Raw genomic sequence first — 25,501 nt, 5'->3', positions numbered from 1 at the left:
ATGAACTGGGGAGAACAACAATGCGCGCATGGCTGATGCCTGCCGGGTCCGACGGTTTCGACAAGCTTTATCAGGACACCTTGCCCGATCCCACGCCCGGCCCGGGCGAAGTGGTGGTGGCGCCCAAGGCCTGGTCCATCAATTATCGCGACTTCGCCGTGGTGGCGGGGAAATATTTCGGCGGCGTGCTGCAGAAACCCGCCGTGCCCCTGTCCGACGGTGCGGGCGAAGTGGTTGCCGTGGGCGCGGGCGTGACCGGCGTGAAAGTGGGCGACAAGGTCCAGTCCAGCTTCTTCCCCCTGTGGGTCGAAGGCCCGCCGCGCATGGGCCCGGCGCTGGGTGACGGCATCTCGCCCGGCATGCTGGCCGAACTGGTCGTGCTGCCCGCCAGCGGCGTGGTGCCGATGGCCGAGAGCCTCAGCTATGCCGAAGCCGCCTGCATGCCCTGCGCGGGCGTTACGGCGTGGAATGCCCTTTACGAAGGCCCCCGCGCCCTCAAGCCCGGCGACCGCGTGCTGGTGCTGGGCAGCGGCGGCGTTTCCACTCTCGCGCTGCAAATCGCACGCGCGGGCGGCTGCGAAGTCTTCGCCACCTCATCCTCCGACGGCAAGCTGGCGCGCCTGAAGGAACTCGGCGCGGCGCATGGCGTGAACTACAAGGAAACCCCCGATTGGGGCGCGCATATCGCCCGCACTTTCGGCGGCGTGGACAAGGTGATCGAAGTGGGCGGCGCGGGCACGGCCGAACAATCCATGTCGGCGCTGCGCACGCAGGGCGAAGTGGCCTTCATCGGCGTGCTTTCGCCCGAAGGCGGCCCCAATCCGCGCGCCCTGATGATGAGCGGCGGCAGCCTGCGCGGCATCTTCGTCGGCTCGGCCGCCATGGCCAAGGCGCTGAATGCCGCCGTGGACGTGAACGGCATCAAGCCGGTTATCGGCAAGAGCTTCACCTTCGATCAGGCCAAGGATGCCTATGCCCATGCCTGGGGGCCTGAGAGCTTCGGCAAGACCGTGATCGAATTGTAAGGCTATTACCTTTCGCGCCGGGCGAGACTTCGGAACGAAGCCGCCCGGCGCGAAAGGCGAGGTTTTGGGGAGAGGATTGATGGCGAGTATCGAAGCGGGCCCCGCGCCCGCGCGCAACCGGTCGTATGAATTCGGCCTGCTGATCGTCCTCACGCTGGCCAATGGCGTGGTCGGGTTCGACCGGCAGACCGTGGCCTTCCTCGCCCCCTTCATCGTGGACGATCTGGGGCTGAACAACACGCAGGTCGGCTGGACCGCCAGCGCCCTGTCGCTGGCCATCGCGCTCAGTTCCTTCTTCGGCAGCCAGATCGCGGATCGCACCGGCAAGCGCCGCACCGTGCTGATCATCTGCACCCTGCTGTTCTCGCTGCTGTCAGGCGTCAGCGGGCTTGCCACCACCTTTCTGGTACTGCTGCTGGCCCGCTTCACGCTGGGCGCGGCGGAAGGGCCGATCGTGCCGATCAGCCAGACGCTGATCCTCCAGACCAGCAGCCCGGAACGGCGCGGCCTGAACATGGGCTTCATGCAGATGGTCGGCGCCTTTGGCATTGCCGGTTTCATCGGCCCGATCGTGGCGACCCAGCTGGGCGCCACCCATGGCTGGCGCACCGCCATGTTCCTGTCCATCCTGCCCGGCCTTGCCGTGGCGGCGATGATGCTGTTCCTGATCCGGCGCGATCCCCCGCAAGTGGCCCGACCGGCCGAGCATCAGGGATCGAGCTTCGCGGCCTTCGGCGTGCTGCTGAAGAACCGCAACATGCGGGCCTCGCTCGTCATTGCGGGGCTGATCACGGCATGGCTGGTGCTGCAAAGCACTTACCTGACCCTGTTCCTGACCAAGACCAAGGGGCTGGAGCCGACCACGGCGGGCTGGATCGTCAGCATGGGCGGCTGGGCCGGTCTGATCGGCGGGATCAGCCTGCCGCTGCTGTCGGACCGGATCGGGCGCAAGCCGGTGCTGATCTGGGGCTCGCTGGCAGGCACGCTGGGCCCTGCGGCCCTGCTGCTGCTGCCGGCGGACCCGGTGATGCTGGCACTGGCCGTGTTGCTCGGCTGGCTGCCGCTGGGCATTGCCCCGCTCTATTGCGCCGCGGTGCCGACCGAAAGCGTCAGCCCCGCCCTTGCTACCACTGCGGTAGGCCTTTCCATGGGCACGGCCGAACTGCTAGGGGGTGTGGTAGCGCCCTTTATTGTTGGACCGGTGGCGGATGCGCTGGGGCTGGATGCAGTGTTCTACACCTGCATCGGACTTGCGCTCGCTGCCGCTCTGACTGCCCTGTTCCTCAAGGAAACCGCACCCCGCAAGGTCGCGGCAATGGAGAGCTGATACGATGTGGGAAGTGCGCGTCACGCCTTGCGGCGATTTCGACAATCATCCGCGCGAATACAAGAACTTCACCGTGGAACCGCTGGCCGCCGCCATGGGCGCGGAAGTGGTCGGCGTGCGCTTGCCCGATCTTTCGGACGAGGGGATGGAGGAGCTGAAGCAGGCCCTCTACCGGCACAAGATGCTGTATCTGAGGGATCAGCACCTTTCCCATGCCGAGCATGAGCATTTCGCATCCCGCCTCGGCCCCTTCGCAGTGGATGCCTATACGCAAGGCGTGCCCGGCCACCGGGACGTTCACCCGATCATCAAGGAAGCGGACGAAGTCACTCCCTCGCTGTTCGGCGGCGGGTGGCATACCGACAGCCCGTTCCTGCCCGAACCGCCCAGCATCACCACCCTGCGGCAGGTCGAAGGCCCGCCCTATGGCGGCGACACCTGCTGGACCAATTGCGCACTGGCCTTCCGCCATCTGTCGAAAACCTATCAGGATATGCTGCGCGGCCTTCGCGTGCACATGAGCGCAGCAAACAACTTCGCCACACAGGCCAAACTGCGCGGCGAGGCGATCGGATTCGGCGATGCGAGCAAGCAGGAACAGGGGCTGAAAGGCAGCTTCCACCCGCTGGTCCGCACCCACCCCGAAACGGGCGAGGAATCGCTGTTCATCTGCGACACCTATGCCGTGGGAATCGCGGGCATGACCACGCATGAGGCGCACCCGATCATCGAATTTCTGGTGCAGCATACGGTGCAGCATGCCTTCACCTGCCGCCTGCGCTGGAAACCCGGCATGGTGGCCATGTGGGACAATCGCGGGACCATGCATCTCGGCCCCAACGACTATGACGGCTTCCGCCGCGAAATGTACCGCACGACGACGGCGGGCGGGGTTCCGGCGTAAGGAAATCCGCACAGCGCGATTTTTCGTCGGGTGAGGCGAAAATGGTGGCTTGCGAGAACCGGCGCCCAGCGGCCTTAAGGGCCGTGAGCACCGGAAGCGCAGCAAGCCGCCATTTGCAGCCCGCCCGGCGGGAAATCAGTCCGCGAAAAAGTTCAACTCAAGCAGCACGTTGTTGGGATCGGGCGTGAAGATCTGGCGCAGGTTGATCGCGGAAACGAGGTTCTCCTGATAATCCGCGCCCATGGCTTTCAGGCGGCCCAGCACTTCCTCATAACCGTTGCACTTCAGGGCCACATGGTGCAGCGCCCCGGTGAGTTCGCCCGGCTGCACTTCGCGGTCATAGGTGCGGTAGCAGTCAGTCGAGTTGATATGGATGATGGCCCGATTCTCCGAGTCGAACATCCAGGTCGCGGTTTCAGGGGTGAGGGGAGGAGGAGCGTCGCGGCGCTCCAGGCCGAGCAGATTTGCGTAGAATTCCGCAGTCTCATCCAGCCGGTCGGTGATAATGTTGACGTGGTCCAGCGCCTCGACGTTCATGCTACCCATCTCCTGTGCATTTCGGGCTATTTTCGCTTGCAGCAATAGCCCAATATTGTATGTGCCGCATACAATTTCGCATATATGATTCTTTCATAAGTGAGAGGAAAAATCAGCATGGCAAAGAACCTCCAAGAAATCGTGCAGGGCAGCAGCGACATCGTCGCCACGCTCCGCAACTCGCAGATCGGTGCCTATGTGTATCCGGTCGTCGCTCCCGAATTCTCGAACTGGCGTTCGGAACAGTGGGCCTGGCAGCACAGCGCTGTGCTGTTCGACCAGTCGCACCACATGTTCGATCTCTACATCAAGGGCCCTGACGCACTGAAGCTGCTGTCGGACACCATGGTGAACTCGCCCAAGGGCTGGGAAAAGAACAAGGCCAAGCAGTACGTGCCGACCACCCCGGCTGGCCACGTCATCGGTGACGGCATCATCTTCTGGCTCGAAGAAGACGAATTCGTCTACGTCGGCCGCGCTCCGGCTGCCAACTGGCTGATGTTCCAGGCCCAGAAGGGCAACTACAACGTCGACATCATCAACGATCCGCGTTCGCCGAGCCGCCCGATGGGCAAGCCCGTGAACCGTATCTCCTGGCGCTTCCAGATCCAGGGCCCGCAGGCCTGGAACGTGATCGAGAAGCTGAACGGTGGTTCGCTCGAGAAGCTCAAGTTCTTCAACATGAGCGAAATGAAGATCGGCAACAAGACCGTCCGCACCCTGCGTCACGGCATGGCCGGCTCGCCGGGTCTCGAAATCTGGGGTCCGTATGAAGAGCAGGACTACATCCGCGACGAGATCCTCAAGGCTGGTGAAGAATTCGGCCTGATCGCCGTCGGTTCGCGCGCCTATCCGTCGAACACGCTGGAATCGGGCTGGATCCCGAGCCCGCTGCCTCCGATCTACACCGGCGACGAACTCAAGGATTACCGCGAGTGGCTCGGTGCCGACAGCTATGAAGCCACCGGCGCTATCGGCGGTTCCTTCGTCGGCAAGACCATCGAAGACTACTACCTCAACCCGTGGGAACTGGGCTACGGTCCGTTCGTGAAGTTCGACCACGACTTCATCGGCCGCGAAGCGCTCGAAAAGATCGACCCGTCGGTCCAGCGCAAGAAGGTCACCCTCGAATGGAACAAGGAAGACATCCAGAAGATCGTCTCCTCGCTCTTCGAGCCCGAAGGCGAACAGTACAAGTTCTTCGACCTTCCGCTCGCCAACTATGCCAACAGCAACTACGACTCGGTCGTTGACGCTGACGGCCGCAACGTTGGTCTGTCGCTGTTCACCGGCTACTCCTTCAACGAAAAGAAGGCTCTGTCGCTGGCGACCGTCGACCACGAAATCCCGCTGGGCACCGAACTGCACGTTGTGTGGGGCGAAGAAAACGGCGGCACCAAGAAGACCACCGTCGAGCCGCACAAGCAGCTCAACGTCCGCGCCATCGTGTCGCCGGTGCCGTACAGCCAGATGGCTGGCGACACCTACGCCGCCGGCTGGCGCTCGGGCCGCAAGGCGATCTGATCGCCGCGGCTTCAAGCCAGATGAAAAGGGGCCCGCTACCGCAAGGTGGCGGGCCTTTTTCTTTGGGGTAGAGGGTTTTGCCTACTCACCCGGCCCGCTCATGCTGAGCTTGTCGAAGCACACACTCTGTGCAAGCCTCTCGCGCGTCCCCATCGGCTGGCTGCTTGCAGCAGCCGCTCAGGACAGGCTTCGACAGGCTCAGGACGAACGGAGCTGGTTGGGCGGAATTATCGCGGGAGAGAAAAATGGCGAATTACGTTCTGGTCCACGGCGCCTGGGGCGGCGGGCAGAGTTATGACAAGACCCGCGTCGATCTGGAGGCTGCCGGACACAAGGTGCTGGTCTGCGCGCTGAAGGGCATCGGCATTCGCCAGAACGAACTGCATCCCGGCATTACCCTTTCCGACCATATCGACGATGTGCTGGTGCAGATCGCCACTGCCGGGTTCGATCGCTTCATCCTGGTCGGCCATTCCTATGGCGGCATGGTGGTGACCGGCGTTGCCGCGCAGCTGGGCGCGCGGATCGATGCGCTGGCCTATCTCGATGCCTTCTGGCCGGAGGATGGCCAGTCCCTGTGGGACATCACCGGCGAGTTCGAGCATAATTGGTATATCGACCAGCAGAAGACCACACCCGGCCTCGTCCCACCCATCGGCGGCATCGATTTCGAGATAATCCCGAACGTGGTGGGCCTCCACCCGTTGCTGTCCCTGCTGGAAGGGGTGAAGCTGACCGGCGAGGAGAAGAAGATCCCCCGCCACACCTATGTCTATGCCACGGACTGGCAGCCCACGCCCTTCACCCGCTTCGCTGACAAGGCCAAGGCCGACCCGGCCTGCGACTATCACGAATGCAAGGCCAACCATCACGTGATGAGCGACCAGCCGGAACAGATCGCGGAGATTCTGCTGGGGCTGGCCTGAGCGGATCCCCGCCTACGCGGGGATGACGAAGTGTAAGGCAGCGCGCCTCCGATAGACACGCCTCACCCTCCGCTGGCGAATGCGGAGTAACGCCGGGGGGAGAAACCAGTCGGACGGGTCCGGGCCGGTGTGGGGGCGCCCGCAGGGGAGCCCGGTGACGCGGTTTTATCTGCGAATGGCCGGTGGCGTGCCGCGAAGAACTCACCTGCTCGGCCCTGACCTGCACATGCGGGGGCAGCGAAGGGCTCGCAAGTGAGCCGCCCCCGGCGTAACCCGCGCAGCCCTGTGCCGTGACATTCGGCGAGAGCCGGCGCCTGTGCCGGTAGAAGGTGCGGACGCTTCCGTGAAAGGCGAGCGAGGCGTTGCTATCCGCCTCACCTGCCCGGCTCACCCGAAACGCCGGCCCGGAAACGGAGGAACCAGGAACGAAGCGCAAAGCGCCCCCGACCCGCCGCTGGAGCCAGTTGGTAGCTGGCGGATGGCCGTATAGCCAATATGGTTATATTTGTCAAGATTGGGAACCATATTTCCAGCCCCTCACCCGTTCGTCCTGAGCCTGTCGAAGGACGCGGGAAACCGTCAGCCCCATATTCCCTTGCTGGGCAGATGCTGGCGCGTGTCCTTCGACAGGCTCAGGACGAACGGAGGTGAGACAACGGCTCTCTATTCCAACCCCAGCCGATAGTTCAGAAACACATCGTCCCGCTTCCACCCTTCGCGTTCATAAACGGCCTGGGCAGTGAAATTGTCGGTCGCAGTGGAGAGAACCAGCCGCACCGCTCCTTCCGCTCGCGCGAATTCCGCCGCGCGGCGCAGCAGGCCCGTGGCCACGCCCTGCCCGCGTGCCTCGGGCGCCACGAACAGATCGTTGAGGATAAAGATGCGCGCCATCCCCGCGGAGGTGAAGGAGGGGTAGAGCTGCGTGAAGCCCGCCGCCTTCCCGTCCAGCTCGGCGAGGAAAATGGTGGATTCCCCGCGCGACATCCGCTCCGAAAGGAAGCGCCATGCCCCCGCCAGATCGGCCGGCTGCTCGTAGAACTGGCGATAGGCGTCGAACAGGCCCGCCAGCGCGTCGAGGTCTTCCGCCCCGGCACGCCTGATCGCCAGCCCGTTCATGTCGCTTGCGCGCCCCTTACTTCCGGCTGAGCGCGGCTTCGCACTCTGCCATCAGCGTCTGGATGATCTGCGCGGCGGGTTCTTCCGTCTTGACCATGCCGACCGACTGGCCCGCCATGACCGAGCCGGATTCCACATCGCCATCGATCACCGCGCGGCGCAGCGCGCCCGCCCAGAAATGTTCGATCTCCAGCTGGGCGGCGGCCATGTCCACCACGCCTTCATCCAGCTTCTGGGCGACTTCGCGCTGCTTGGCGGTGAACTCTTCCGTCCCCTTGTTCTTCAGGGCGCGAACCGGGATCACCGGCAGGCGCGGATCGATCTGCACGCTGGCCACCGCATCGCGCGCATTGGCGCGGAAGAAGGCCCTCTTGAAATCGGGGTGAGCGATGCTTTCGGTGGCGCAGGCAAAGCGGGTGCCCAGCTGCACGCCCGATGCGCCCATTTCCAGATAGGCCGCGATCATGTCGCCCGTGCCGATGCCGCCCGCCACGAAGACCACATGATCGGCGGCGAGTTCCGGCAGGAATTCCTGCGCCAGCACGCTGGTGGCCACCGGGCCGATATGGCCGCCCGCCTCGCTGCCTTCGATCACCAGCGCATCCGCGCCGGCCCCGTCTCTTTGGCGCAGCAGCTTCTTGGCCAGCGCCAGGGTGGGCGCGAAGACCAGCACCTTGCCGCCAAACTCCTTGATCGCTTCCACGCTGCCCTTGGGCGGGATGCCGCCCGCCAGCACGACATGGCCGACCTGATGGCGCTTGCACACTTCGATCAGGTCGAACAGCATGGGGTGCATGGTGATGAGGTTCACGCCGAAGGGCTTGTCGGTCAGCGCCTTGGTCCCGGCGATTTCGGCATCGAGCAATTCGGGCGTCATCGCCCCGCAGGCGATCACGCCGAAGCCGCCGCCATTGCTGATCGCCGCCACCAGATTGCGCTCCGAAACCCAGCTCATCGCCCCGCACAGGATCGCATAATCGCTGCCGAGAAATTCAGCGCCGCGGCGCATCAGGGCGGAAGTCTTGGGGAATGCGGTCATAGGCTGGATCGTCTCGAATGAGCGCCCGGGAAAGGGCAGGATGCCGCGCGTTTTGGCGGCGTGCGTCGCCCCGCGCAAGCCCTTCGCGCAAAATCGCCATAGCCGATCACAGTCTGAGTATTAATCGGTTTTGCCGAATAAACGACTAGGTATATTCTCTCCTCACGTCGCGGCCTTCCTTGGTCTGGGCGAATCGAGCGGTCCCAATTTCTTGCAGGAGAGATGTCATGAATGCCGGAGCCAAATGTCCCGTGATGCATGGCGCGAATACGACTACTGCCATGTCCGCAACCGGCTGGTGGCCGGAAAGCCTTAATCTCGAAATCCTCAGCCAGCATGATCGCAAGACCAACCCGATGGGCGCGGACTTCGATTATCGCGAGGAGCTGAAGAAGCTCGACGTCGAGGCGCTGAAGGCCGACATGCATACCCTGATGACCGATAGCCAGGATTGGTGGCCGGCCGACTGGGGCCATTATGGCGGGTTGATGATCCGCATGGCCTGGCACTCTGCCGGCTCCTATCGCGTGGCCGATGGGCGCGGCGGCGCGGGCACCGGCAACCAGCGTTTCGCCCCGCTCAACAGCTGGCCCGACAATGTCAGCCTGGACAAGGCGCGCCGCCTGCTGTGGCCGATCAAGAAGAAATACGGCAACAAGGTGAGCTGGGCCGATCTGATCGTGCTGGCCGGCACCATCGCCTATGAAAGCATGGGCCTCAAGACCTTCGGCTTCAGCTTCGGCCGCGAGGATATCTGGCACCCGGAACTGGACATCTATTGGGGTTCGGAAAAGCAGTGGCTGGCCCCCAGCGGCAGCGAAGGCAGCCGTTATTCGGGCGAGCGCGATCTGGAAAACCCGCTGGCGGCCGTGATGATGGGCCTGATCTATGTGAACCCTGAAGGCGTGGACGGCCAGCCCGACCCGCTGCGCACCGCCCGCGACATCCGCGAAACCTTCGCCCGCATGGCGATGAATGACGAGGAAACCGTCGCCCTCACTGCCGGTGGCCACACCGTGGGCAAGGCCCATGGCAACGGCAATGCCGCCCTGCTCGGCCCCGATCCGGAATCCGCCGGAGTGGAGGAACAGGGCTTCGGCTGGAAGAACCCCACCGGCAAGGGCAAGGGCCGCGATACGGTGACCAGCGGCGTCGAAGGCGCCTGGACCACGCATCCCACCGTGTTCGACAATGGCTATTTCGACCTGCTGTTCAAATATGACTGGGTTCTGACCAAGAGCCCGGCAGGCGCCCATCAGTACGAGCCGGTGAACATCGCCGAGGAAGACAAGCCGGTGGACGTGGAAGACCCGTCCATCCGCCTCAACCCGATGATGACCGATGCCGACATGGCGATGAAGGTGGACCCGATCTATCGCGAGATTTCCGAACGGTTCCACCGTGATCCGGCCTATTTCCGCGATGTCTTCGCCCGCGCCTGGTTCAAGCTGACGCACCGCGACATGGGGCCCAAGGCCCGCTATTTCGGGCCCGACGTTCCGGCGGAAGACCTGATCTGGCAGGATCCGGTGCCTGCTGGCCCCACTGGCTACAATGTGGAGGCGGTAAAGGCGAAGATCGCGGCGAGCGGACTTTCGATTGCCGACATGGTCAGCACGGCCTGGGACAGCGCGCGGACCTTCCGCCAGTCCGACATGCGCGGCGGCGCCAATGGCGCGCGCATCCGGCTTGCCCCGCAGAAGGACTGGGAAGGCAATGAGCCTGCCCGCCTCGCCATGGTGCTGCCGGTGCTGGAACGGATCGCGGCGGAGGAAGGCGCGAGCCTGGCCGATGTGATCGTGCTGGCAGGCAATGTGGGCGTGGAGCAGGCGGCGCGGGCCGCAGGCTATGAGATCGCCCTGCCCTTCTCCCCCGGCCGGGGCGATGCCAGCCAGGAACAGACCGATGCGGAGAGCTTCGAGCCGCTCGAACCCGTCCATGACGGTTTCCGCAACTGGCTGAAGAAGGACTATGTCGTGCGCCCCGCCGAGCTGCTGCTGGACCGGGCGCAGCTGATGGGCCTCACCGCGCCTGAAATGACCGTGCTGATCGGCGGCTTGCGGGTGCTGGGCGCCAATCACGGCGGCGCGAAACATGGCGTGCTGACCGGACGGGAAGGCGCGCTGACGACGGACTTCTTCGTCAATCTGACGGACATGGCCAATAGCTGGCACCCGCTGGAAGATGGCATCTACGCCATCCGCGACCGCAAGACCGGCGCGGTGAAGTGGACCGCCACCGAGGTGGACCTGACCTTCGGATCGAACTCGATCCTCAGGGCCTATGCCGAAGTCTATGCCCAGGACGATAATCAGGAGAAGTTCGTGAAGGACTTCGCCGCCGCCTGGACCAAGGTGATGGAGGCTGACCGCTTCGACATCCGATAAATGCGCGCGGGGCCGAACCACTCGGCCCCGCCAGCTTCCCTAAGCCCCGGCCATCTTCCCCCCTTATGGATGGCCCGGGGTGACCTCCCCGTCCCTCCCCCGGACGGGGAGGTTTCCTTTGCGCCACACCCGATTGCCCCTCACCCTGTTTGCACCACTCCCCTTTGCACCACTCCGGCGCATTGTTCGCTTGCTCCTTGCTTGCCGGACATTAGGGTCCGCCCCGACGCCGCCCGCAAGACGGCGCATGGGAAGGAATGGAAGATCCATGAAAGCAAGACTGACGGGGATCGGCACGGCACTGGGCGTCGCTTTAAGCCTGGCACTGGGCCTGATAATGGCAGGCACCGCACCGGCCGCCGCGAAGAGCCCGCTGACGATGCAGGCCGTGATCGACAAGGCCGAGATCGAAGACCTCCTCACCAGCTATTACGCGCATTTCGGTGGCGGCGTGAAAGACAAGGTGGGCGAATATTTCACGGCCGATGGCGAAATGATCCTTGGCCCCAACAGCTACAAGGGGATCGAGGCGATCAAGGGCGCCTATGCCGCCGTTCCCGCCGATGCGCCGCAGCGCAAGAGCTTCGCGCTCAACATCCTGATCGGCAATCCGCTGATCAAGGTGGATGGCGATACGGCCACCGCGCGCCTCGTCTTCACGGAATATGTGGTGGACAAGGAAGGCGATGCCCCGCGCATCCTGATCATGGGCCGCGAGTTCGACTGGCTGGTGAAGCAGGATGGCAAGTGGCTGATCAAGAAGCGCCAGATCATGGGCGCCAACGGCACGCCAGCGGGCTGGGTCGACTGACAATCTGCTCTTGAGAATGACTTGCAGTAGTAGGTAACCACTGCTAGCGAGCCCCGAATCCCGGATGGCGTCCTGCCTTCCGGGCGCAGGGGATACTCAATGTCGCTTCGCTTGCCGCTCTCGCTGTCCGTCTTCGCGCTTGCCGCCGTGGCGGGATCGCCTGCCCTCGCGCAGAGCGAGACAGGCGCGGCAGCCAGCGAAAGCGGCCCGGAAAAGACCATCGTCGTCACTGCCGCGCGCACGATCCTGCCGGCCAATGCCCTGCCGCTGACCATCGACGTGATCGACGAGGAAGAGCTGAGCCAGCAGGTCGTCATCGCCGGTTCGGTGACGGACGCAGTGGCGAACCTGCTGCCCTCCTTCTCCCCCACTCGCCAGAAGCTCTCCGGCGCGGGCGAGACCCTGCGCGGCCGCTCGCCGCTCTATGCCATCAACGGCATTCCGCAATCGACCCCGATGCGCGACGGCAGCCGCGACGGCTTCACTATCGACGCCTTCTTCGTCGACCGGGTGGAAGTGATCTTCGGCTCCAACGCGCTGCAGGGCATCGGCGGCACTGGCGGCATCGTCAATCAGGTGACGGTCGGCGCCCCGCGCGAGGAAGGCGTGAGCGGGCGCGTGCTGGTGCAGGGCACGGCGAGCGACGATTTCAACGGCGACGGGTTCGGCGGCAAGCTGGCCGGCCTCGTCCAGTACAAGGCTGGGCGCTTCGACGCGACTTTTGGCGCGGCCTATGAAAAGCGCGGCGTGTTCTACGATGGCGAAGGCCGCCGCGCGGGCATCAACCTGACGCAGGGCGAAACGCAGGATTCGCAGACTGTCTCGCTCTTCGCGCGGCTCGGCTATGAAGTGGGCAGCAGCGGCAGGCTGGACCTGATCGCCAGCCGCTTCGAACTGGATGGCGACGGGGATTTCGTCCCGCTCGCCGGCAATCGCAACACCGGCCTGCCCACCAGCGCCGTGCGCGGCGACCCGCCGGGCATCCCCGCCGCGAACCAGGCGGAAAGCATTGCCCTGTCCTATACCGATAGTGATCTGGGCGGCGGCAATTTCATCAGCCAGATCTTCTTCAACCGCACTTACGATACGTTCGGCGGCGAGCCCAATCCGATCGCGACCTTCCAGGACCCGGCGATCGCCCCCATCGGCACCCTGTTCGACCAGTCGGAGAACCGCAGCCGCAAGCTGGGCGCGAAGTTCAGCTATGAACGGGCGATCCCCGGCATCGAGGCACTGACTGCCACAGTCGGCCTCGACATCCTGACCGACAAGACCGAGCAGCGCCTGATCGCTACCGACCGCGTCTGGGTGCCGCCAAGCGACTTCCGCAGCATCGCGCCCTTCGCCCAGTTCAATCTCGGCCTGTTCAACGATGTGCTGCGCCTGGCGGGCGGCGTGCGTTACGAAAACGTCCAGATCAAGATCGACGATTATCACACGCTGGCTTCCACCACTGCCACCGGCAACCCGCCCAACCCGGCGACTTTCGGCGGCGTGGCGGTTTCCGGCGGCAAGCCGACTTTCGAGGATCTGCTGGTCAATGGCGGCGTGATCGTGGAGCCCTGGGCGGGCATCCGCGCCTATGCCAGCTATGCCGAAGGCTTCACCGTGCCCGATATCGGCCGCATCACTCGCGCGGTGAAGGTGCCGGGCGTCGACATGGACGATTACCTCGACATCAGCCCGGTGGTTTCCAACAATCGCGAAGTGGGCATCGAGGCGAAGCGCGGCATTGTGGATGCCAGCGCAACCTATTTCTGGTCATCCAGCGACAAGGGCCAACTGCTGATCGCCGCGGGCAACGGCATCTTCGATGTCCAGCGCCAGCGGGTGGAGATCGAAGGGCTGGAACTGAACCTCGCCATCACGCCCACGGACGGACTACGCCTGTCCGCCGGCTATGCGCGGATCAAGGGCCGCTATGACAGCGACAGCGCCAATCCCGACGGCATTGTCGATACCGATCTGGATGGCACCAATATCTCGCCCGACCGCGTCAATCTGGCCGCCAGCCTCAATCGCGGCCCGATCTCGGCGCGAGTGCAGACCCAGTTCTACCTGAAGCGCAGCTTCGAGGCCGATGCAGGCAAGCCGGTGCCGGATGTGCGCAACAATTTCGGCGGCTACAATGTCACCGATGCCAGCATCCGCTACGCTTTGGGCAATAAGAGCGGCATCACTCTGGCGGTCCAGAACCTGTTTGACGAGTTCTACATCGATTACAGCAGCGACACTCGCCTGCCGACCGACAATCTGGCCTATTTCGCCGGTCGGGGCCGCAGCTTCACGCTCGCCTGGGACGCCCGGTTCTGAGCCGCACGCCGGCCTGAAGCGGGGCATAAGAGATGATGCGGATAATCGACCTCGTCCATCGCTGGGCGGGCGGCATTGTCGGGCTGGTGCTGGCAGTGCTGGGGCTGACCGGCGCGATCCTCGTCCATAAGGAGGAATGGATCGCGCTGCCCCATGCCGGTGACGCGCGCGTGGCCGATGCCACGCTCATTGCCGATACCACAGCGAAGATGCTCGCCGCCGAACCTGAGGCCGAGAGCATCATCTATGCCAGCGACCGTTTCGGCCTGCATCAGCTGCGCCTGCCTGACGGAGCCGCCGCCTATTACGACCAGTCGGGCACTCTCGTCACTCGCTGGACCAGCCAGTGGGAACGGCCGGAAATATGGCTGTTCGACCTGCATCACCATCTGTTCACCGGCGATGTGGGGGAATGGGTTTCCGGCATAGCGGGGCTTTGCGCGATCCTCTTCGTCATCACCGGCGTGATAATGTGGTGGCGCACCCGCAAGACCTTCAGGTTCCGCCTCTGGCCCAAGCGGATGAGCCGCCCCGCCATAGTGATGCAGCATCGCGATCTGGGGATCGTGGCCGCGCCGCTGCTGCTGCTTTCGGCGCTCACCGGGTCGATGCTGCTGTTCCGCCCGGTGGCGGAAGTGGTGGTGGCGCCCTTCTCCGGCTATGGCTCGATTGCCGCAGCTTTCAAACAGCCCGAACTGGAAAGCGGCCCGCGCGCGGCGGATCTGGACATAGGGGCCATCGTGCTGGCCGCCCATGCGCGCTTTCCCGATGCGCAGATGCGCATCCTTGCGCTGCCCGATGCGCCTGAACCGGGCGAGCCCGGCAAGCCGATCACGATCCGCATGAAGCGCGCTGCCGAATGGCTGCCCAATGGGCGTTCCACCTTGTGGTTCGATGCAGCAAACGGCCGCCTGCTCCATGCGCGCGATGCGCTGGCACTTTCGGCAGGCGCGCAGGCCTTCAACGCCTCCTACCCGCTCCACGCGGCCAAGGTAGGCGGGCTGCCCTATCGCCTGGTCATGACCTTCTCCGGCCTCGCCATGGCGATCCTGGGCAGCTTTGCGGTCTGGACCTTCTGGTTCAGAAGGCCCAGACCCAAGCGCGGCTGATCAGGCCGCTTCGTCCTTCGAGTCCAGATCATAGGCAGTGTGCAGCACGCGGACGGCCAGTTCGGTCTCGTCTTCGTCGATCAGCACGCTGACCTTGATCTCGCTGGTGGAGATCGCCTGGATATTGATCCCGCGATCGGCCAGCGCCTTGAACATGGTGCTGGCAACGCCCGCATGGCTGCGCATGCCGACGCCCACGACACTGATCTTGGCGACCTTGTCGTCGCTGATCATGCGGAAGAAGCCGATCTTGTCCTTGTTCTCTTCCAGCAGCGCCTGAGTGCGCAGCAGGTCGGCCTTGGGGACAGTGAAGGTCACATCCGTCTCGCCCTTATCCTTGGCGACATTCTGGATAATCATGTCGACATTGATGTTGTTGGCGGCAAGCGGTTCGAACACGGTGGCCACCGCGCCGGGGCGGTCCGCGATGCGGGTAAGGGTAACCTTCGCTTCGTTCTTGTCGGCGGCGATGCCGGTGATCAGCTGACGTTCCATGTCCAGTCCTTCGAGTTCCTCATCGCTGACGATCATCGTTCCGGGGAGCGTGTCGGCAGCCGGCGCATCATCGTCGATAAAGGACGAGAGCACCTGCACCCGGACCTTCTCCTTCATGGCGAGGCTGACCGAGCGGGTTTGCAGCACCTTCGAGCCGACCGAGGCCAGTTCGAGCATTTCTTCGTAAGTCACGTGGCTGAGCTTGCGCGCCTTGGCCACGATGCGCGGATCGGTGGTGTAGACGCCGTCCACATCGGTATAGATGTCGCAGCGATCGGCATTCACTGCCGCCGCCACGGCCACCGCCGAAGTATCGGAACCGCCACGGCCCAGAGTGGTCACCCGATTGGCGGGCGAAAGGCCCTGGAAACCGGGGATCACCGCGATCTCGCCAGCGGCCATGCTGGCCAGCAGGGCTTCGGAATCGATATCCTCGATCCGCGCCTTGGCATGGGCATCGTCCGTATGGATCGGCAGCTGCCAACCCAGCCAGCTGCGCGCCTTGCAGCCCATGGCCTGCAGGGTGAGCGCGAGCAGGCCCGACGTCACCTGTTCGCCCGAGGCGACCACCACGTCATATTCCGCGGGGTCATAGAGGGGATTCGCCTCGCGGCAGAAGTTCACCAGGCGATCGGTTTCGCCCGCCATGGCGGAAACCACCACGGCAACTTCATGCCCCGCGGCCTGCTGACGGCGCACGATATTGGCGACGCGACGGATGCGTTCCGTCCCCGCCATCGAGGTGCCGCCGAATTTCATCACGATCCGGGCCAAGTCGTTCTTGCTCCTGCACGCTGGAATCAGGTCTGGCGCGCTGTTAGGAGGGCAGCATGCCTAATGCAACTGTCGCATCTGCAACGATCCGCCCCGAAGAAGCCGAGCATTTCGGCGCGCTGGCGGCGGACTGGTGGAACCCCAGGGGTTCATCCGCCATGCTGCACAAGCTCAACCCCGTGCGGCTGGGCTTTTTGCGGGAGGCAGTGAACCTCCATTGGGGCGCCGATCCTGCCTCGCTGAAGCCGCTGGCCGGGCGCGGCGCGCTGGATGTGGGCTGCGGCGCGGGCCTGCTGGCAGAGCCGCTGGCACGGCTGGGCGCGGCAGTTACGGGCGTGGACGCGGCGGCCCAGAACATCGCGGCGGCCCAAGCCCATGCGGCGGGCGGCGGCCTTGCCATCGATTATCGCCATGGCGAATTGGGTGCGCTGGGGCTTGGCCGGTTCGATCTGGTCACCGCGATGGAAGTGATCGAGCATGTGGCGGACAAGGCGCTGTTCCTGCGCCAGCTGGCCGAAAGGCTGGTGCAAGGCGGGCTGATGGTCCTTTCCACCCCCAACCGCACCCCGCAATCGCGCCTGCTGATGGTGGATGCGGCGGAGGGAATCGGGCTGATCCCCAAGGGCACCCATCATTGGGACGATTTCATCACTCCCGACGAGTTGGGCGATCTGCTGGCCGGGGCCGGGCTGGTGATGGGCGAGCCGCGCGGCATTTCCTTCTCGCCGATGAAGGGCCTGCATCTTTCGGGCGATCTTTCGCTCAATTACATCGTCACTGCCTGGGCGGGCTGAAAGGCGGACCATGATCCTGCGCGACAAGCCGAACTGGCTCCAGCTGGCCTTTGCGGTACGCGGCTCCATCGTGCCGCTGATCGCGCCGCGCGTGGCCGGGCTGATGCTGTTTTCCGCGCTGATGGTGTTGCTGCACCAGCGCTTTGGCGCCTTTCCCGAGCTGGAGGCGGTTGGCTTCACCGTGTTCGGTATCGCCCTCTCGCTGTTCCTCGGCTTCCGCAACAACGCCGCTTATGACCGCTGGTGGGAAGGGCGCAGGCTGTGGGGCGGGCTGCTGGCCGACATGCGCAGCCTGGCGCGTGAGGCGCAGCTGTTCGTGCAGGGCGAGGAACGCCAGCGCCGCATCATCCGCGCCGCACGCGCCTTCATTCACCTGCACCGTGCCAATCTGCGCAAGCTGAAGGATGACGAAAGGGCGAGAGAATTCGGCGGGGTTCTGGCCGATGCGCCACACCCGCCCTGCGCCGCGCTGGATGCGATTGCCGCCGATCTGGGCGATGCGCTGCGGCAAGGGGCGATGGACGGCTTCGGCGCCAAGGCCATGCAGGAACGCCTCGCCAATATCGCCCTGCAACAGGCCGGGTGCGAGCGGATCGCCAATACGCCGCTGCCCTATGTCTATTCGCTGCTGATCTACCGCACGACCTATGTCTATTGCCTGCTGCTGCCGCTGGCGCTGGTCAGCACGGCCGGCTGGATGACCCCGGTTTTCGTGGGCATCGTGGCCTATGTCTTCCTGGGCCTTGCCGAAGTGACCGAAGACCTCAGCCACCCCTTCGGCACCACGCCCAATGCCCTGCCGCTCGACGCGATCTGCCGCGCGGTGGAAATCAGCCTAGCCGCCCCTCTGGGCGAGGAACCGCCCGAGCCGCTGAAGGCGCAGAATTTCTATCTGAGCTGAGCCAGCCTCACCCCAGCGCAGCCGCCCAGTCCTCAACCTTGAAACCCACCAGCAACCCGCCGGGATATTCCACCACCGGGCGCTTGATCATGCTGGGCTGCTCCACCATCAGCGCTATCGCCTTGGCCGTATCGAGATCCTGCTTCGCCTCATCCGGCAGCTTGCGGAAGGTAGTGCCCGCGCGGTTCAGCAGCTTTTCCCAACCCACGATCCCCGCCCAGCCTTCCAGCTTCGCGGCATCCGCCCCTTCCTTCTTGTAGTCATGGAAAGTGTAGGCGATCCCCTGCCCATCGAGCCAGCTGCGCGCCTTCTTCACTGTGTCGCAATTGGGAATCCCATAGAAGTGGATCGTCATGTCAGGCCTCGAATATCGGAATTGTGATCGTGCGCGCCCTATCGCTCAGCCTTCGCGAGCGAAATGGCGCACGCGCGGATCGGGGCAGGAATAGACGGTGTAGCTCTCGTAATAATCCATACGCCCCCGGCCCTGCACCATGGCATGTTCCACATGGCGGGCCCATGCGCGGGCGTGATCCTCGCTCTCCCATTCGGACATGGAGAGGGTTTCGCCATCCTCCGCGCGATAGCTGCGATAGGCGATGAAGCCGGGCTGCTCGCGCGCCAGTGCCTCCATCCGCGCGGCATCCGCGGCATAGGCCGCCGCATCCATATCCGCCCGTTTGCGGCTGCGGAAGACGTTGAGATACATCAGGCCCCTCCTCCAAGATGCGCGTCGGCAATCGCCACGGCCAGTGCGTCCGCCGCGTCTGCCCCCGCCACGTTCGCGCCGGGCAGCAACACCTTGAGCATGGCCTGCACCTGCTGCTTTTCCGCCGCGCCCGTGCCGACGATGGCCTTCTTAACCAGCCGCGTGGCATGTTCGGCCACCGGCAGCGATCCGCGCGCGCAGGCCACCAGAACCGCGCCGCGCGCCTGCGCCAGCTTCAAGGTGGATTGCGGGTTCTTGTTGACGAAGATTTCCTCCACCGCCGCCCGGTCGGGCGCATAGGTGGCGATTACCGCGCTGACGGCGTCCTGCAGATGCAGCAGCCGGTCCGGCAAGGGCGCCTTGCTATCCGTGGCGATCTGGCCATTGGCGATGTGGCTGAGGCGCGATCCCACGCTGCGCACCACGCCCCAGCCGGTGCAGGTGAGCGAGGGATCGAGGCCAAGGATCAGCATATGCAAAGTTCCTCCCCCAGAGGGGGAGGTGGCAGCTGCGCCAGCAGCTGACGGAGGGGGTTAGCCCTGGGGCACTCCCCCTCCACCGTCCTGCGGACGGTCCCCCTCCCCGTTGCGGGGAGGATCGGATAGATCAACCCAGCTTCTCCATCACGTCGTCGGGAATGTCGTAATTGCCCCACACGGTCTGGACGTCGTCATCGTCGTCCAGAGTGTCGATCAGCTTGAGCAGAGTGGCGGCAGTGCCTTCGTCCACCTCGGTCTTCAGGGTGGGCTTCCACGCCAGCTTCACGCCCTCGGCCTCGCCCAGAACCTTTTCCAGTTCGCGCGCGACATCGTGCAGCGAATCGACCGACACCCAGATCGAGTGGCTGTCCTCGTCGCTCTCGACATCGTCGGCGCCCGCTTCGATCGCGGCTTCCAGCACCTTTTCCTCGTCACCCACCTTGCCGGGATATTCGATCAGGCCCAGCCGCTCGAACCCGTGGCTCACCGCGCCCGAAGCGCCGAGATTGCCGCCATTCTTGGAGAAGGCCGTGCGCACATTGGTGGCGGTGCGGTTGCGATTGTCGGTCAGCGCCTCGACGATCAGGGCAACACCGCCGGGGCCGTAGCCTTCATAGCGGACTTCCTCGTAATTATCGCCTTCGCCCTTGGTCGCCTTGTCGATGGCGCGCTGGATATTGTCCTTGGGCATGGACTGCGCCTTGGCCGCGTTGACGGCGGCGCGCAGGCGCGGGTTCATGTCCGGATCGGGCATGCCCATCTTGGCCGCGACGGTGATTTCGCGGCTGAGCTTGGAAAACATTGCAGAGCGCTTCTTATCCTGAGCGCCCTTGCGGTGCATGATGTTCTTGAACTTGGAATGGCCTGCCATGGGAACCTTCGGAAGTCTGTGTTCTTGCGGACTCCGGCGGGCGGAATCCCGTGTGGGCGCGCTCCTAGCTTACAGGCGCGCGCCCGGCAATGCGTGAGCTTTACTTGCGTGCTTTACTTCTCGACTTGGCTGATCGTCAGAGCAACACCGCCGTGCCGCTGGCGCTGACCATCAGCATCGATCCGTTGGAGCCTAGCACTTCGTAATCGAGGTCCACGCCCACAACCGCATTGCCGCCGCGTTGCAGGGCCTGCTGCTTCATTTCCTCGATCGCCTCATCCCGCGCGCGGCTCAGCACTTCCTCATATTTGCCGGAACGTCCGCCCACGATGTCGGTGATGGAAGCGAACAGATCGCGGAAGATATTGGCGCCCACGATCACTTCGCCCGTCACGATGCCAAGATATTGCTTCACCGGGCGCCCTTCCACCAGGGCAGTGGTGGTGACGATCATCCCTTGCTCGCGCGAACTGTCCCAGGGGCTGGCCATATCTGTTTACTCCCAGATGTCATTGATGCGAGGAAGATAGCGCGGATGCCGCGCCTGCCAAGCCAATCGGACTGACCTTGCGATGATTGACACGAATTTTCCGCCACCCGTCACCATGCTGCGCGAATTTGCGGGCTGGCTGCGCCGTCCGCACCGGCTGGACCCCACGGGCCTGCGCGCACCCGGCGCCGTGCGGCGGCTGGCGGTGCTGACCGCGCTGATGGTGGCGGGCCTGCTGCTGGTGCTGCTGCCCGTGCTGGGCATGTGGCAGAGCCTGTTCGGCCTGCCCGCCCCCGATGCCTTCGGCAAGCTGGAGCCGCAGCTGATGATCCCCATCGTGCTGCTGATCGCCCCGGTGCTGGAGGAAATGCTGTTCCGCGGCTGGCTGACCGGGCGTGTCCGCGCGCTTTGGCTGCTGGCCTGCGCGCTGGCCTTCTCGGCCCTGCTCTATGGCAGTACGCAGGGGTTGAGCCCGCTGGCGGTGGGGGCAAGTTTTGTGGCCCTGCTGGTGGCCGCGCCGCTCGGCTGGTTCCTGCTGCGCCGGAAAGGTACCCCGCCATGGTTCGACATGGGCTTCGGGCTGATCTTCTATCTGTCGGCGGCCTGCTTCGCGCTGGTGCACATGGCGAATTATCCCAGCTTTTCGGCGCTGGCCCTGCCGCTGGTGCTGCCGCAATTATGGGCCGGGCTGGTGCTGGGCTTCATCCGCATGCGGATCGGCCTTGCGGCTTCCATGCTGGCCCATGCCCTGTCCAACAGCGCCGCCCTGACGGTGGCGCTGTTGGCGAGCTGAAGATTTAGTCGAGGCCCAGCGCGCTGCGATAGGTATCCAGCACGAGATCCATCTCGCGGCGGTCATCGGGCTTCATCTTACGCAGGCGCACGATCTGGCGCATGATCTTCACATCATATCCGACAGCCTTCGCTTCTGCATAAACGTCGCGAATATCGTCGGAGATGCCCTTCTTTTCTTCTTCCAGGCGTTCGACGCGCTCGATCAGCAGGCGCAGGCGATCATCGGTGGTTTCAGCCATTTGGGGGAAAGCTCCATCGGATATGAGAATCGGTTGCCGCGCTGATAGCGAGCAGGGCCGGAAGGGTGAAGGCGGGTTGGCCGATTCCTCCCCAGAATGGGGACAATCGGCCGACAGGCTCAGTGCGTGCCGCCGTTCTTCTTCAGGCTTTCCTCCATCCGGGCCATCTGTTCGGGCGTGGCTTCCGTCTGATATTTCGCCTTCCATTCCTCCATCGGCATGCCGTGGATCAGCGCGCGGGCATCGGGCTTGGAAAGGCCGGCCCCGGCATCGTTGATCCAGTCGGCCAGGCAATTGCGGCAGAAGCCCGCCAGCCCCATCAGATCGATATTCTGGGCATCGTGGCGATTGCGCAAATGGCGTACCAGGCGGCGGAAAGCGGCAGCGGCCACATCATCGGGCAGGGTTTCGAGCGGATCGGGTGCGTCAGTCATCAAGTATTTCCCGCAAAGCTGTGGTTGTAATGTCCTGTGCCTCTGACATAGGCACGTTCCCATGGCAAAGCACGAACAGCCCACGCTCCAGCCCCGCAATCGCAAGGTCAAGATCCTCGCCACCATCGGCCCCGCCAGCCGGGACCCGGACATGCTCCGGCGACTGGTGCTGGCAGGCGCGGACGCGTTCCGCGTGAATATGAGCCATGGCGACCATGCCGTCCATGAAGAGACGATCAAGGCGATCCGCGCGCTGGAGAAGGAGCTGGCCCACCCCATCGCCATCCTGTGCGATCTGCAGGGGCCGAAGCTGCGCGTCGGCACCTTCCGCAAGGGGGATCGGGTGGTAATCCGCCACGGCAGCCATTTCACGCTGGACCGCAATCCCGAGCCGGGCGACGAAAACCGCGTCTGCCTGCCGCATCCGGAACTGTTCGGCATCCTCCAGAAGGGCCAGCGCCTGCTGATCGACGATGGCAAGATTCGCCTGCGCGTGATCCGGGCAGACGACAAGGAAATCCTCACCAGCGCCGAAGTGGGCGGCGTCATCTCCGACCGCAAGGGCGTGAACGTGCCCGATGCAGTGGTGCCCGTGCCCGCCCTGACCGAGAAGGACCGCAAGGATCTGGCCTTTGCGATCAAGCATGGGGCGGACTGGATCGCCCTCTCCTTTGTCCAGCGGCCGGAAGACGTGGCCGAGGCGCGCAAGCTGATGGGCGGCTATGGCGCGCTCTGCGCCAAGATCGAAAAGCCCGCCGCGATCGAGCGGCTGGACGAGATCATCGAACTGGCCGACGCCGTGATGGTGGCGCGCGGCGATCTGGGCGTGGAACTCAATCCCGAGGATGTGCCCCCGCTGCAGAAGCAGATCGTCAATTGCGCCCGCAATCAGGGCAAGCCGGTGATCGTGGCGACGCAGATGCTCGAATCCATGATCGAGAGCCCCACCCCCACCCGCGCCGAAGTGTCGGACGTGGCCAATGCCGTTTATGACGGGGCCGACGCAGTAATGCTTTCGGCTGAGACGGCTGCGGGCCAGTGGCCGGAAGAAGCGGTAACGATGATGCACCGGATCGCCGCCAAGATCGAATGCGATGCCAGCTATCGCAGCCGCATCCGCATGCTGGAAACCCGGCCCGACCCGACGACGGCCGACGCCCTGTCCCACGCCTGCATGACGATTGCGGAAACCATGCCGATTTCGGCCGTGGTGGTGTTCACCGGATCGGGTTCCACTGCCCGCCGCGTTGCGCGCGAGCGGCCTTCGGTGCCGATGCTGGTGCTGACCCCCTCGCTCAAGACCGCGCGGCGCGCGGCGCTGCTGTGGGGCGCCCATGCGGTGACCATGCGGGACATCGGCAGCTTCGAGGAAATGGTGGCCAAGGGCAAGCGCATGGCTCTGCGGCACGGCATGGGCGAGGCCGGATCGCGGCTGGTGATGCTGGCCGGCGTTCCCTTCGGCACGCCCGGTTCCACGAATTTGCTCCATGTCGTGCGCCTTGTCGGCGATGAGCTGGAACGCCACAGCCAGTAAACATTCCGAGGCATGAAAGGACGCGAGAGGCTGCCTCCCGCGTCCTTTTGTTCAAGAATGGCCTGACCTGCAAAGCGCGGTGTGGCGGCGCTTTTGCCATCCAGCTGCCCATATTGGCGATGGCGCAGCCGCAAACTTCGCGCCTGAGACAGAGGTTTGAAGCCCCAGAATAGAGACTGAAACCACGGCGCTGCAATGACTTGCCGCCGCCATATGCGCGGGCGGCGCTGCAGAACCGGCAAAGCGCGCTTCCCGGCGTACAAACCGGTGTTGCGGATTGCCCGCGCCCGATCTCCGGCCTAATCCTTGGCCATGCCCGATAGCCTTTCGATCACGCTCGCCCAGTTGAACCAGAACGTCGGAGATATTGCCGCCAATACGGAGGCAATGCTGAAAGTGCGTGCGGAGGCGGGGAGGACGGACCTCGTCGTCTTCCCCGAAATGCACCTGATCGGCTATCCGCCCGAGGATCTGATCCTGAAGCCAGCCCTTATCGAGCGTGCGGCGGCGGAGATGGAGCGGCTGGCGCTCTGCACCGGCGATGGCGGCCCGGCCATGCTGGTGGGCAGCGTCTTCGTGCGTGACGGGGCGCTGCATAATGGCGTGGCCCTGCTGGATGGGGGGCGCGTGACCGCCACGCGCTTCAAGCATGAGCTGCCCAATTACGGCACCTTCGACGAGATGCGCTATTTCACGCCCGGCCCCCTGCCGGAGCCGGTGCTGTTCCGCGGCGCGATGCTGGGCCTGCCGATCTGCGAAGATATCTGGCACCCCGACGTATGCCGCCATCTGGCCGATTTCGGCGCGGGCCTGTTCATCTGCGTGAACGGCAGCCCTTACGAGATCGACAAGGACGTGCTGCGCATTGACGAGATCGCCCGCCGCCGCGCGGTCGATACCGGCATTCCCATGGCCTATCTCAACCGCGTGGGCGGGCAGGACGAACTGGTGTTCGACGGGGCGAGCTTCGTCATCAATGGCGACGGTTCGCTGGCAGTGCAGATGCGCGACTGGGAAGAACAGGTCGTCGAGACGAAATGGACCAAGATCGCGCGCGGCTGGAATTGCAACCGGGGCGAGCTGGAACCACTGACCGACCAGGCCGAAGAAACCTGGTGCGCCATGGTGTTCGCCCTGCGCGACTATGTGAACAAGAACCGCTTCCCCGGCGTGGTGCTGGGCCTTTCGGGCGGGATCGATTCCGCCGTCTGCGCCGCCATTGCAGTAGATGCACTGGGGCCGGAGCGGGTGTGGTGCGTGATGCTGCCCAGCCGCTTCACCAGCCAGGAAAGCCTCGACGATGCGAAGGCCTGTGCCGAGGCGCTGGGCTGCCGCTATTCCATCATTCCGATCCAGCCCGCCGTCGAAGGGTTCGATGCCATGCTGGAAGAGAGCTTTGCCGATACCAAGGTGGACCTCACCGAGGAGAATTTGCAGTCGCGCATCCGCGGCGTGACGCTGATGGCGCTGTCCAACAAGTTCGGCCCGATGCTGGTGACCACCGGCAACAAGAGCGAGATGAGCGTGGGCTATGCCACGATCTATGGCGACATGGCCGGCGGCTATAACCCGCTGAAGGACGCCTATAAGATGACCGTGTTCGGGGTGGCCAAATGGCGCAACACCGCCGTGCCGCGCATCGGCCTCGGCCCTTCGGGTGAAGTGATCCCGCAGCGCATCATCGACAAGCCGCCCAGCGCCGAACTGCGCCCCGACCAGAAGGACGAGGATTCGCTGCCACCCTATCCCGTACTGGACCGCATTCTGATGGGGCTGGTGGAGCAGGAAAAGAGCGTGGACCAGCTGGCCGCCGAAGGGCTGGAGCGGGCCACGGTGGAGCGGATCGAACATCTGCTGAACCTTGCCGAATACAAGCGCCGCCAGGCCCCGCCGGGCGTGAAGCTGGGCATGCGCAATTTCGGGCGGGACCGGCGCTATCCGATCACGCATAGTTTCCGCAGCAAGTGA

At 64.4% G+C, this 25,501-nt stretch carries 25 protein-coding genes; 14 read left to right on the top strand and 11 right to left on the bottom strand.

Translation table 11 applies throughout. The features are described from left to right. The first annotated feature begins 20 nt into the window (after positions 1 to 20). From H0274_RS10495 to H0274_RS10485, 3 genes are all read left to right on the top strand, one after another. On the top strand, positions 21 to 1,025 hold the full coding sequence (locus tag H0274_RS10495; RefSeq protein WP_226795284.1) for a zinc-dependent alcohol dehydrogenase family protein: 1,005 nt from the start codon (positions 21 to 23) through the stop codon (positions 1,023 to 1,025). A 79-nt stretch (positions 1,026 to 1,104) separates the two neighbouring features. Further along, entirely contained in the window at positions 1,105 to 2,352 is a 1,248-nt protein-coding gene (locus tag H0274_RS10490; protein WP_226795283.1) for an MFS transporter, read from the top strand. Between the two features lie 4 nt (positions 2,353 to 2,356). Continuing rightward, complete coding sequence (locus H0274_RS10485; RefSeq protein ID WP_226795282.1) at positions 2,357 to 3,256, top strand: TauD/TfdA dioxygenase family protein; 900 nt, start codon at positions 2,357 to 2,359, stop codon at positions 3,254 to 3,256. A 135-nt stretch (positions 3,257 to 3,391) separates the two neighbouring features. On the opposite strand, the gene H0274_RS10480 is transcribed toward H0274_RS10485, so the two are convergent. Beyond that, entirely contained in the window at positions 3,392 to 3,802 is a 411-nt protein-coding gene (locus H0274_RS10480) for a VOC family protein (RefSeq protein WP_226795281.1), read from the bottom strand. 108 nt (positions 3,803 to 3,910) lie between these two features. Here H0274_RS10480 and ligM point away from each other — a divergent pair, with 108 nt between their 5' ends. Together ligM and H0274_RS10470 are read left to right on the top strand one after the other, a co-directional pair. Then, on the top strand, positions 3,911 to 5,317 hold the full coding sequence (ligM, locus tag H0274_RS10475; RefSeq protein WP_226795280.1) for a vanillate/3-O-methylgallate O-demethylase: 1,407 nt from the start codon (positions 3,911 to 3,913) through the stop codon (positions 5,315 to 5,317). A gap of 245 nt (positions 5,318 to 5,562) precedes the next feature. Continuing rightward, entirely contained in the window at positions 5,563 to 6,243 is a 681-nt protein-coding gene (locus H0274_RS10470; protein ID WP_226795279.1) for an alpha/beta fold hydrolase, read from the top strand. Positions 6,244 to 6,906: 663 nt separating this feature from the next. Here H0274_RS10470 and H0274_RS10465 read toward each other — a convergent pair. Together H0274_RS10465 and H0274_RS10460 are read right to left on the bottom strand one after the other, a co-directional pair. After that, a complete protein-coding gene (locus tag H0274_RS10465; protein ID WP_226795278.1) occupies positions 6,907 to 7,359 on the bottom strand; it encodes a GNAT family N-acetyltransferase in 453 nt (150 codons plus the stop codon). 16 nt (positions 7,360 to 7,375) lie between these two features. Beyond that, positions 7,376 to 8,398 carry an NAD(P)H-dependent flavin oxidoreductase gene (locus H0274_RS10460; protein WP_226795277.1) on the bottom strand — a complete coding sequence of 341 codons (1,023 nt, stop codon included), beginning with the start codon at positions 8,396 to 8,398 and terminating at the stop codon, positions 7,376 to 7,378. A gap of 227 nt (positions 8,399 to 8,625) precedes the next feature. On the opposite strand from H0274_RS10460, the gene katG reads away from it, so the two are divergent. From katG to H0274_RS10440, 4 genes are all read left to right on the top strand, one after another. Then, positions 8,626 to 10,785, top strand: a complete 2,160-nt coding sequence (gene katG / locus H0274_RS10455; RefSeq protein WP_226795276.1) for a catalase/peroxidase HPI — start codon at positions 8,626 to 8,628, stop codon at positions 10,783 to 10,785. Positions 10,786 to 11,053: 268 nt separating this feature from the next. Further along, a complete protein-coding gene (locus H0274_RS10450; protein WP_226795275.1) occupies positions 11,054 to 11,596 on the top strand; it encodes a nuclear transport factor 2 family protein in 543 nt (180 codons plus the stop codon). A 99-nt stretch (positions 11,597 to 11,695) separates the two neighbouring features. Continuing rightward, complete coding sequence (locus tag H0274_RS10445) at positions 11,696 to 13,909, top strand: TonB-dependent receptor (RefSeq protein ID WP_226795274.1); 2,214 nt, start codon at positions 11,696 to 11,698, stop codon at positions 13,907 to 13,909. Positions 13,910 to 13,941: 32 nt separating this feature from the next. Next, the gene (locus tag H0274_RS10440; protein ID WP_413463477.1) at positions 13,942 to 15,018 is read left to right on the top strand and encodes a PepSY-associated TM helix domain-containing protein; all 1,077 of its coding nucleotides are present in this window, start codon (positions 13,942 to 13,944) and stop codon (positions 15,016 to 15,018) included. Here H0274_RS10440 and H0274_RS10435 read toward each other — a convergent pair whose 3' ends face one another. Next, positions 15,019 to 16,287 (bottom strand): aspartate kinase, encoded by a 1,269-nt coding sequence (locus H0274_RS10435; RefSeq protein ID WP_413463476.1) that lies wholly within the window; start codon positions 16,285 to 16,287, stop codon positions 15,019 to 15,021. 56 nt (positions 16,288 to 16,343) lie between these two features. On the opposite strand from H0274_RS10435, the gene ubiG reads away from it, so the two are divergent. Both ubiG and H0274_RS10425 read left to right on the top strand, forming a co-directional pair. Next, positions 16,344 to 17,081 (top strand): bifunctional 2-polyprenyl-6-hydroxyphenol methylase/3-demethylubiquinol 3-O-methyltransferase UbiG, encoded by a 738-nt coding sequence (gene ubiG, locus H0274_RS10430; protein WP_226795273.1) that lies wholly within the window; start codon positions 16,344 to 16,346, stop codon positions 17,079 to 17,081. A gap of 10 nt (positions 17,082 to 17,091) precedes the next feature. Further along, complete coding sequence (locus H0274_RS10425) at positions 17,092 to 17,982, top strand: bestrophin family protein (RefSeq protein ID WP_226795272.1); 891 nt, start codon at positions 17,092 to 17,094, stop codon at positions 17,980 to 17,982. Positions 17,983 to 17,989: 7 nt separating this feature from the next. Here the strand turns inward: H0274_RS10425 and H0274_RS10420 are convergent, their stop codons facing one another. The 5 genes from H0274_RS10420 to H0274_RS10400 form a co-directional block, all read right to left on the bottom strand. Further along, positions 17,990 to 18,337, bottom strand: coding sequence for an ArsC family reductase (locus H0274_RS10420; RefSeq protein WP_226795271.1), 348 nt, complete (start codon positions 18,335 to 18,337; stop codon positions 17,990 to 17,992). A gap of 45 nt (positions 18,338 to 18,382) precedes the next feature. Then, positions 18,383 to 18,691, bottom strand: a complete 309-nt coding sequence (locus H0274_RS10415; protein WP_226795270.1) for an antibiotic biosynthesis monooxygenase family protein — start codon at positions 18,689 to 18,691, stop codon at positions 18,383 to 18,385. After that, positions 18,691 to 19,164: a crossover junction endodeoxyribonuclease RuvC gene (gene ruvC, locus H0274_RS10410; RefSeq protein ID WP_226795269.1), complete on the bottom strand. Its 474-nt coding sequence runs from the start codon at positions 19,162 to 19,164 to the stop codon at positions 18,691 to 18,693. The genes H0274_RS10415 and ruvC overlap by 1 nt, the downstream gene beginning before the upstream one ends. A 133-nt stretch (positions 19,165 to 19,297) precedes the next feature. Next, positions 19,298 to 20,041, bottom strand: coding sequence for a YebC/PmpR family DNA-binding transcriptional regulator (locus H0274_RS10405; protein ID WP_226795268.1), 744 nt, complete (start codon positions 20,039 to 20,041; stop codon positions 19,298 to 19,300). A gap of 136 nt (positions 20,042 to 20,177) precedes the next feature. Next, positions 20,178 to 20,495: a heavy metal-binding domain-containing protein gene (locus H0274_RS10400; RefSeq protein ID WP_226795702.1), complete on the bottom strand. Its 318-nt coding sequence runs from the start codon at positions 20,493 to 20,495 to the stop codon at positions 20,178 to 20,180. 151 nt (positions 20,496 to 20,646) lie between these two features. Here H0274_RS10400 and H0274_RS10395 point away from each other — a divergent pair, with 151 nt between their 5' ends. Next, a complete protein-coding gene (locus H0274_RS10395; RefSeq protein ID WP_226795267.1) occupies positions 20,647 to 21,324 on the top strand; it encodes a CPBP family glutamic-type intramembrane protease in 678 nt (225 codons plus the stop codon). A 4-nt stretch (positions 21,325 to 21,328) separates the two neighbouring features. Here the strand turns inward: H0274_RS10395 and H0274_RS10390 are convergent, their stop codons facing one another. Both H0274_RS10390 and H0274_RS10385 read right to left on the bottom strand, forming a co-directional pair. Beyond that, on the bottom strand, positions 21,329 to 21,565 hold the full coding sequence (locus H0274_RS10390; RefSeq protein WP_054531130.1) for a DUF2312 domain-containing protein: 237 nt from the start codon (positions 21,563 to 21,565) through the stop codon (positions 21,329 to 21,331). A 119-nt stretch (positions 21,566 to 21,684) separates the two neighbouring features. Then, a complete protein-coding gene (locus H0274_RS10385) occupies positions 21,685 to 21,999 on the bottom strand; it encodes a DUF1244 domain-containing protein (protein WP_226795266.1) in 315 nt (104 codons plus the stop codon). A gap of 61 nt (positions 22,000 to 22,060) precedes the next feature. Here H0274_RS10385 and pyk point away from each other — a divergent pair, with 61 nt between their 5' ends. After that, the gene (gene pyk / locus H0274_RS10380) at positions 22,061 to 23,533 is read left to right on the top strand and encodes a pyruvate kinase (protein ID WP_226795265.1); all 1,473 of its coding nucleotides are present in this window, start codon (positions 22,061 to 22,063) and stop codon (positions 23,531 to 23,533) included. 312 nt (positions 23,534 to 23,845) lie between these two features. Then, positions 23,846 to 25,501: an NAD+ synthase gene (locus H0274_RS10375; RefSeq protein ID WP_226795264.1), complete on the top strand. Its 1,656-nt coding sequence runs from the start codon at positions 23,846 to 23,848 to the stop codon at positions 25,499 to 25,501.

This window comes from Fulverythrobacter ferritrahens, from assembly GCF_020539485.1.
GTDB classification, from domain to species: Bacteria; Pseudomonadota; Alphaproteobacteria; order Sphingomonadales; family Sphingomonadaceae; genus Andeanibacterium; species Andeanibacterium ferritrahens.
The sequence above is the reverse complement of the archived record's forward strand: the minus strand, read 5'-3'. Positions and strand labels throughout refer to the sequence as shown.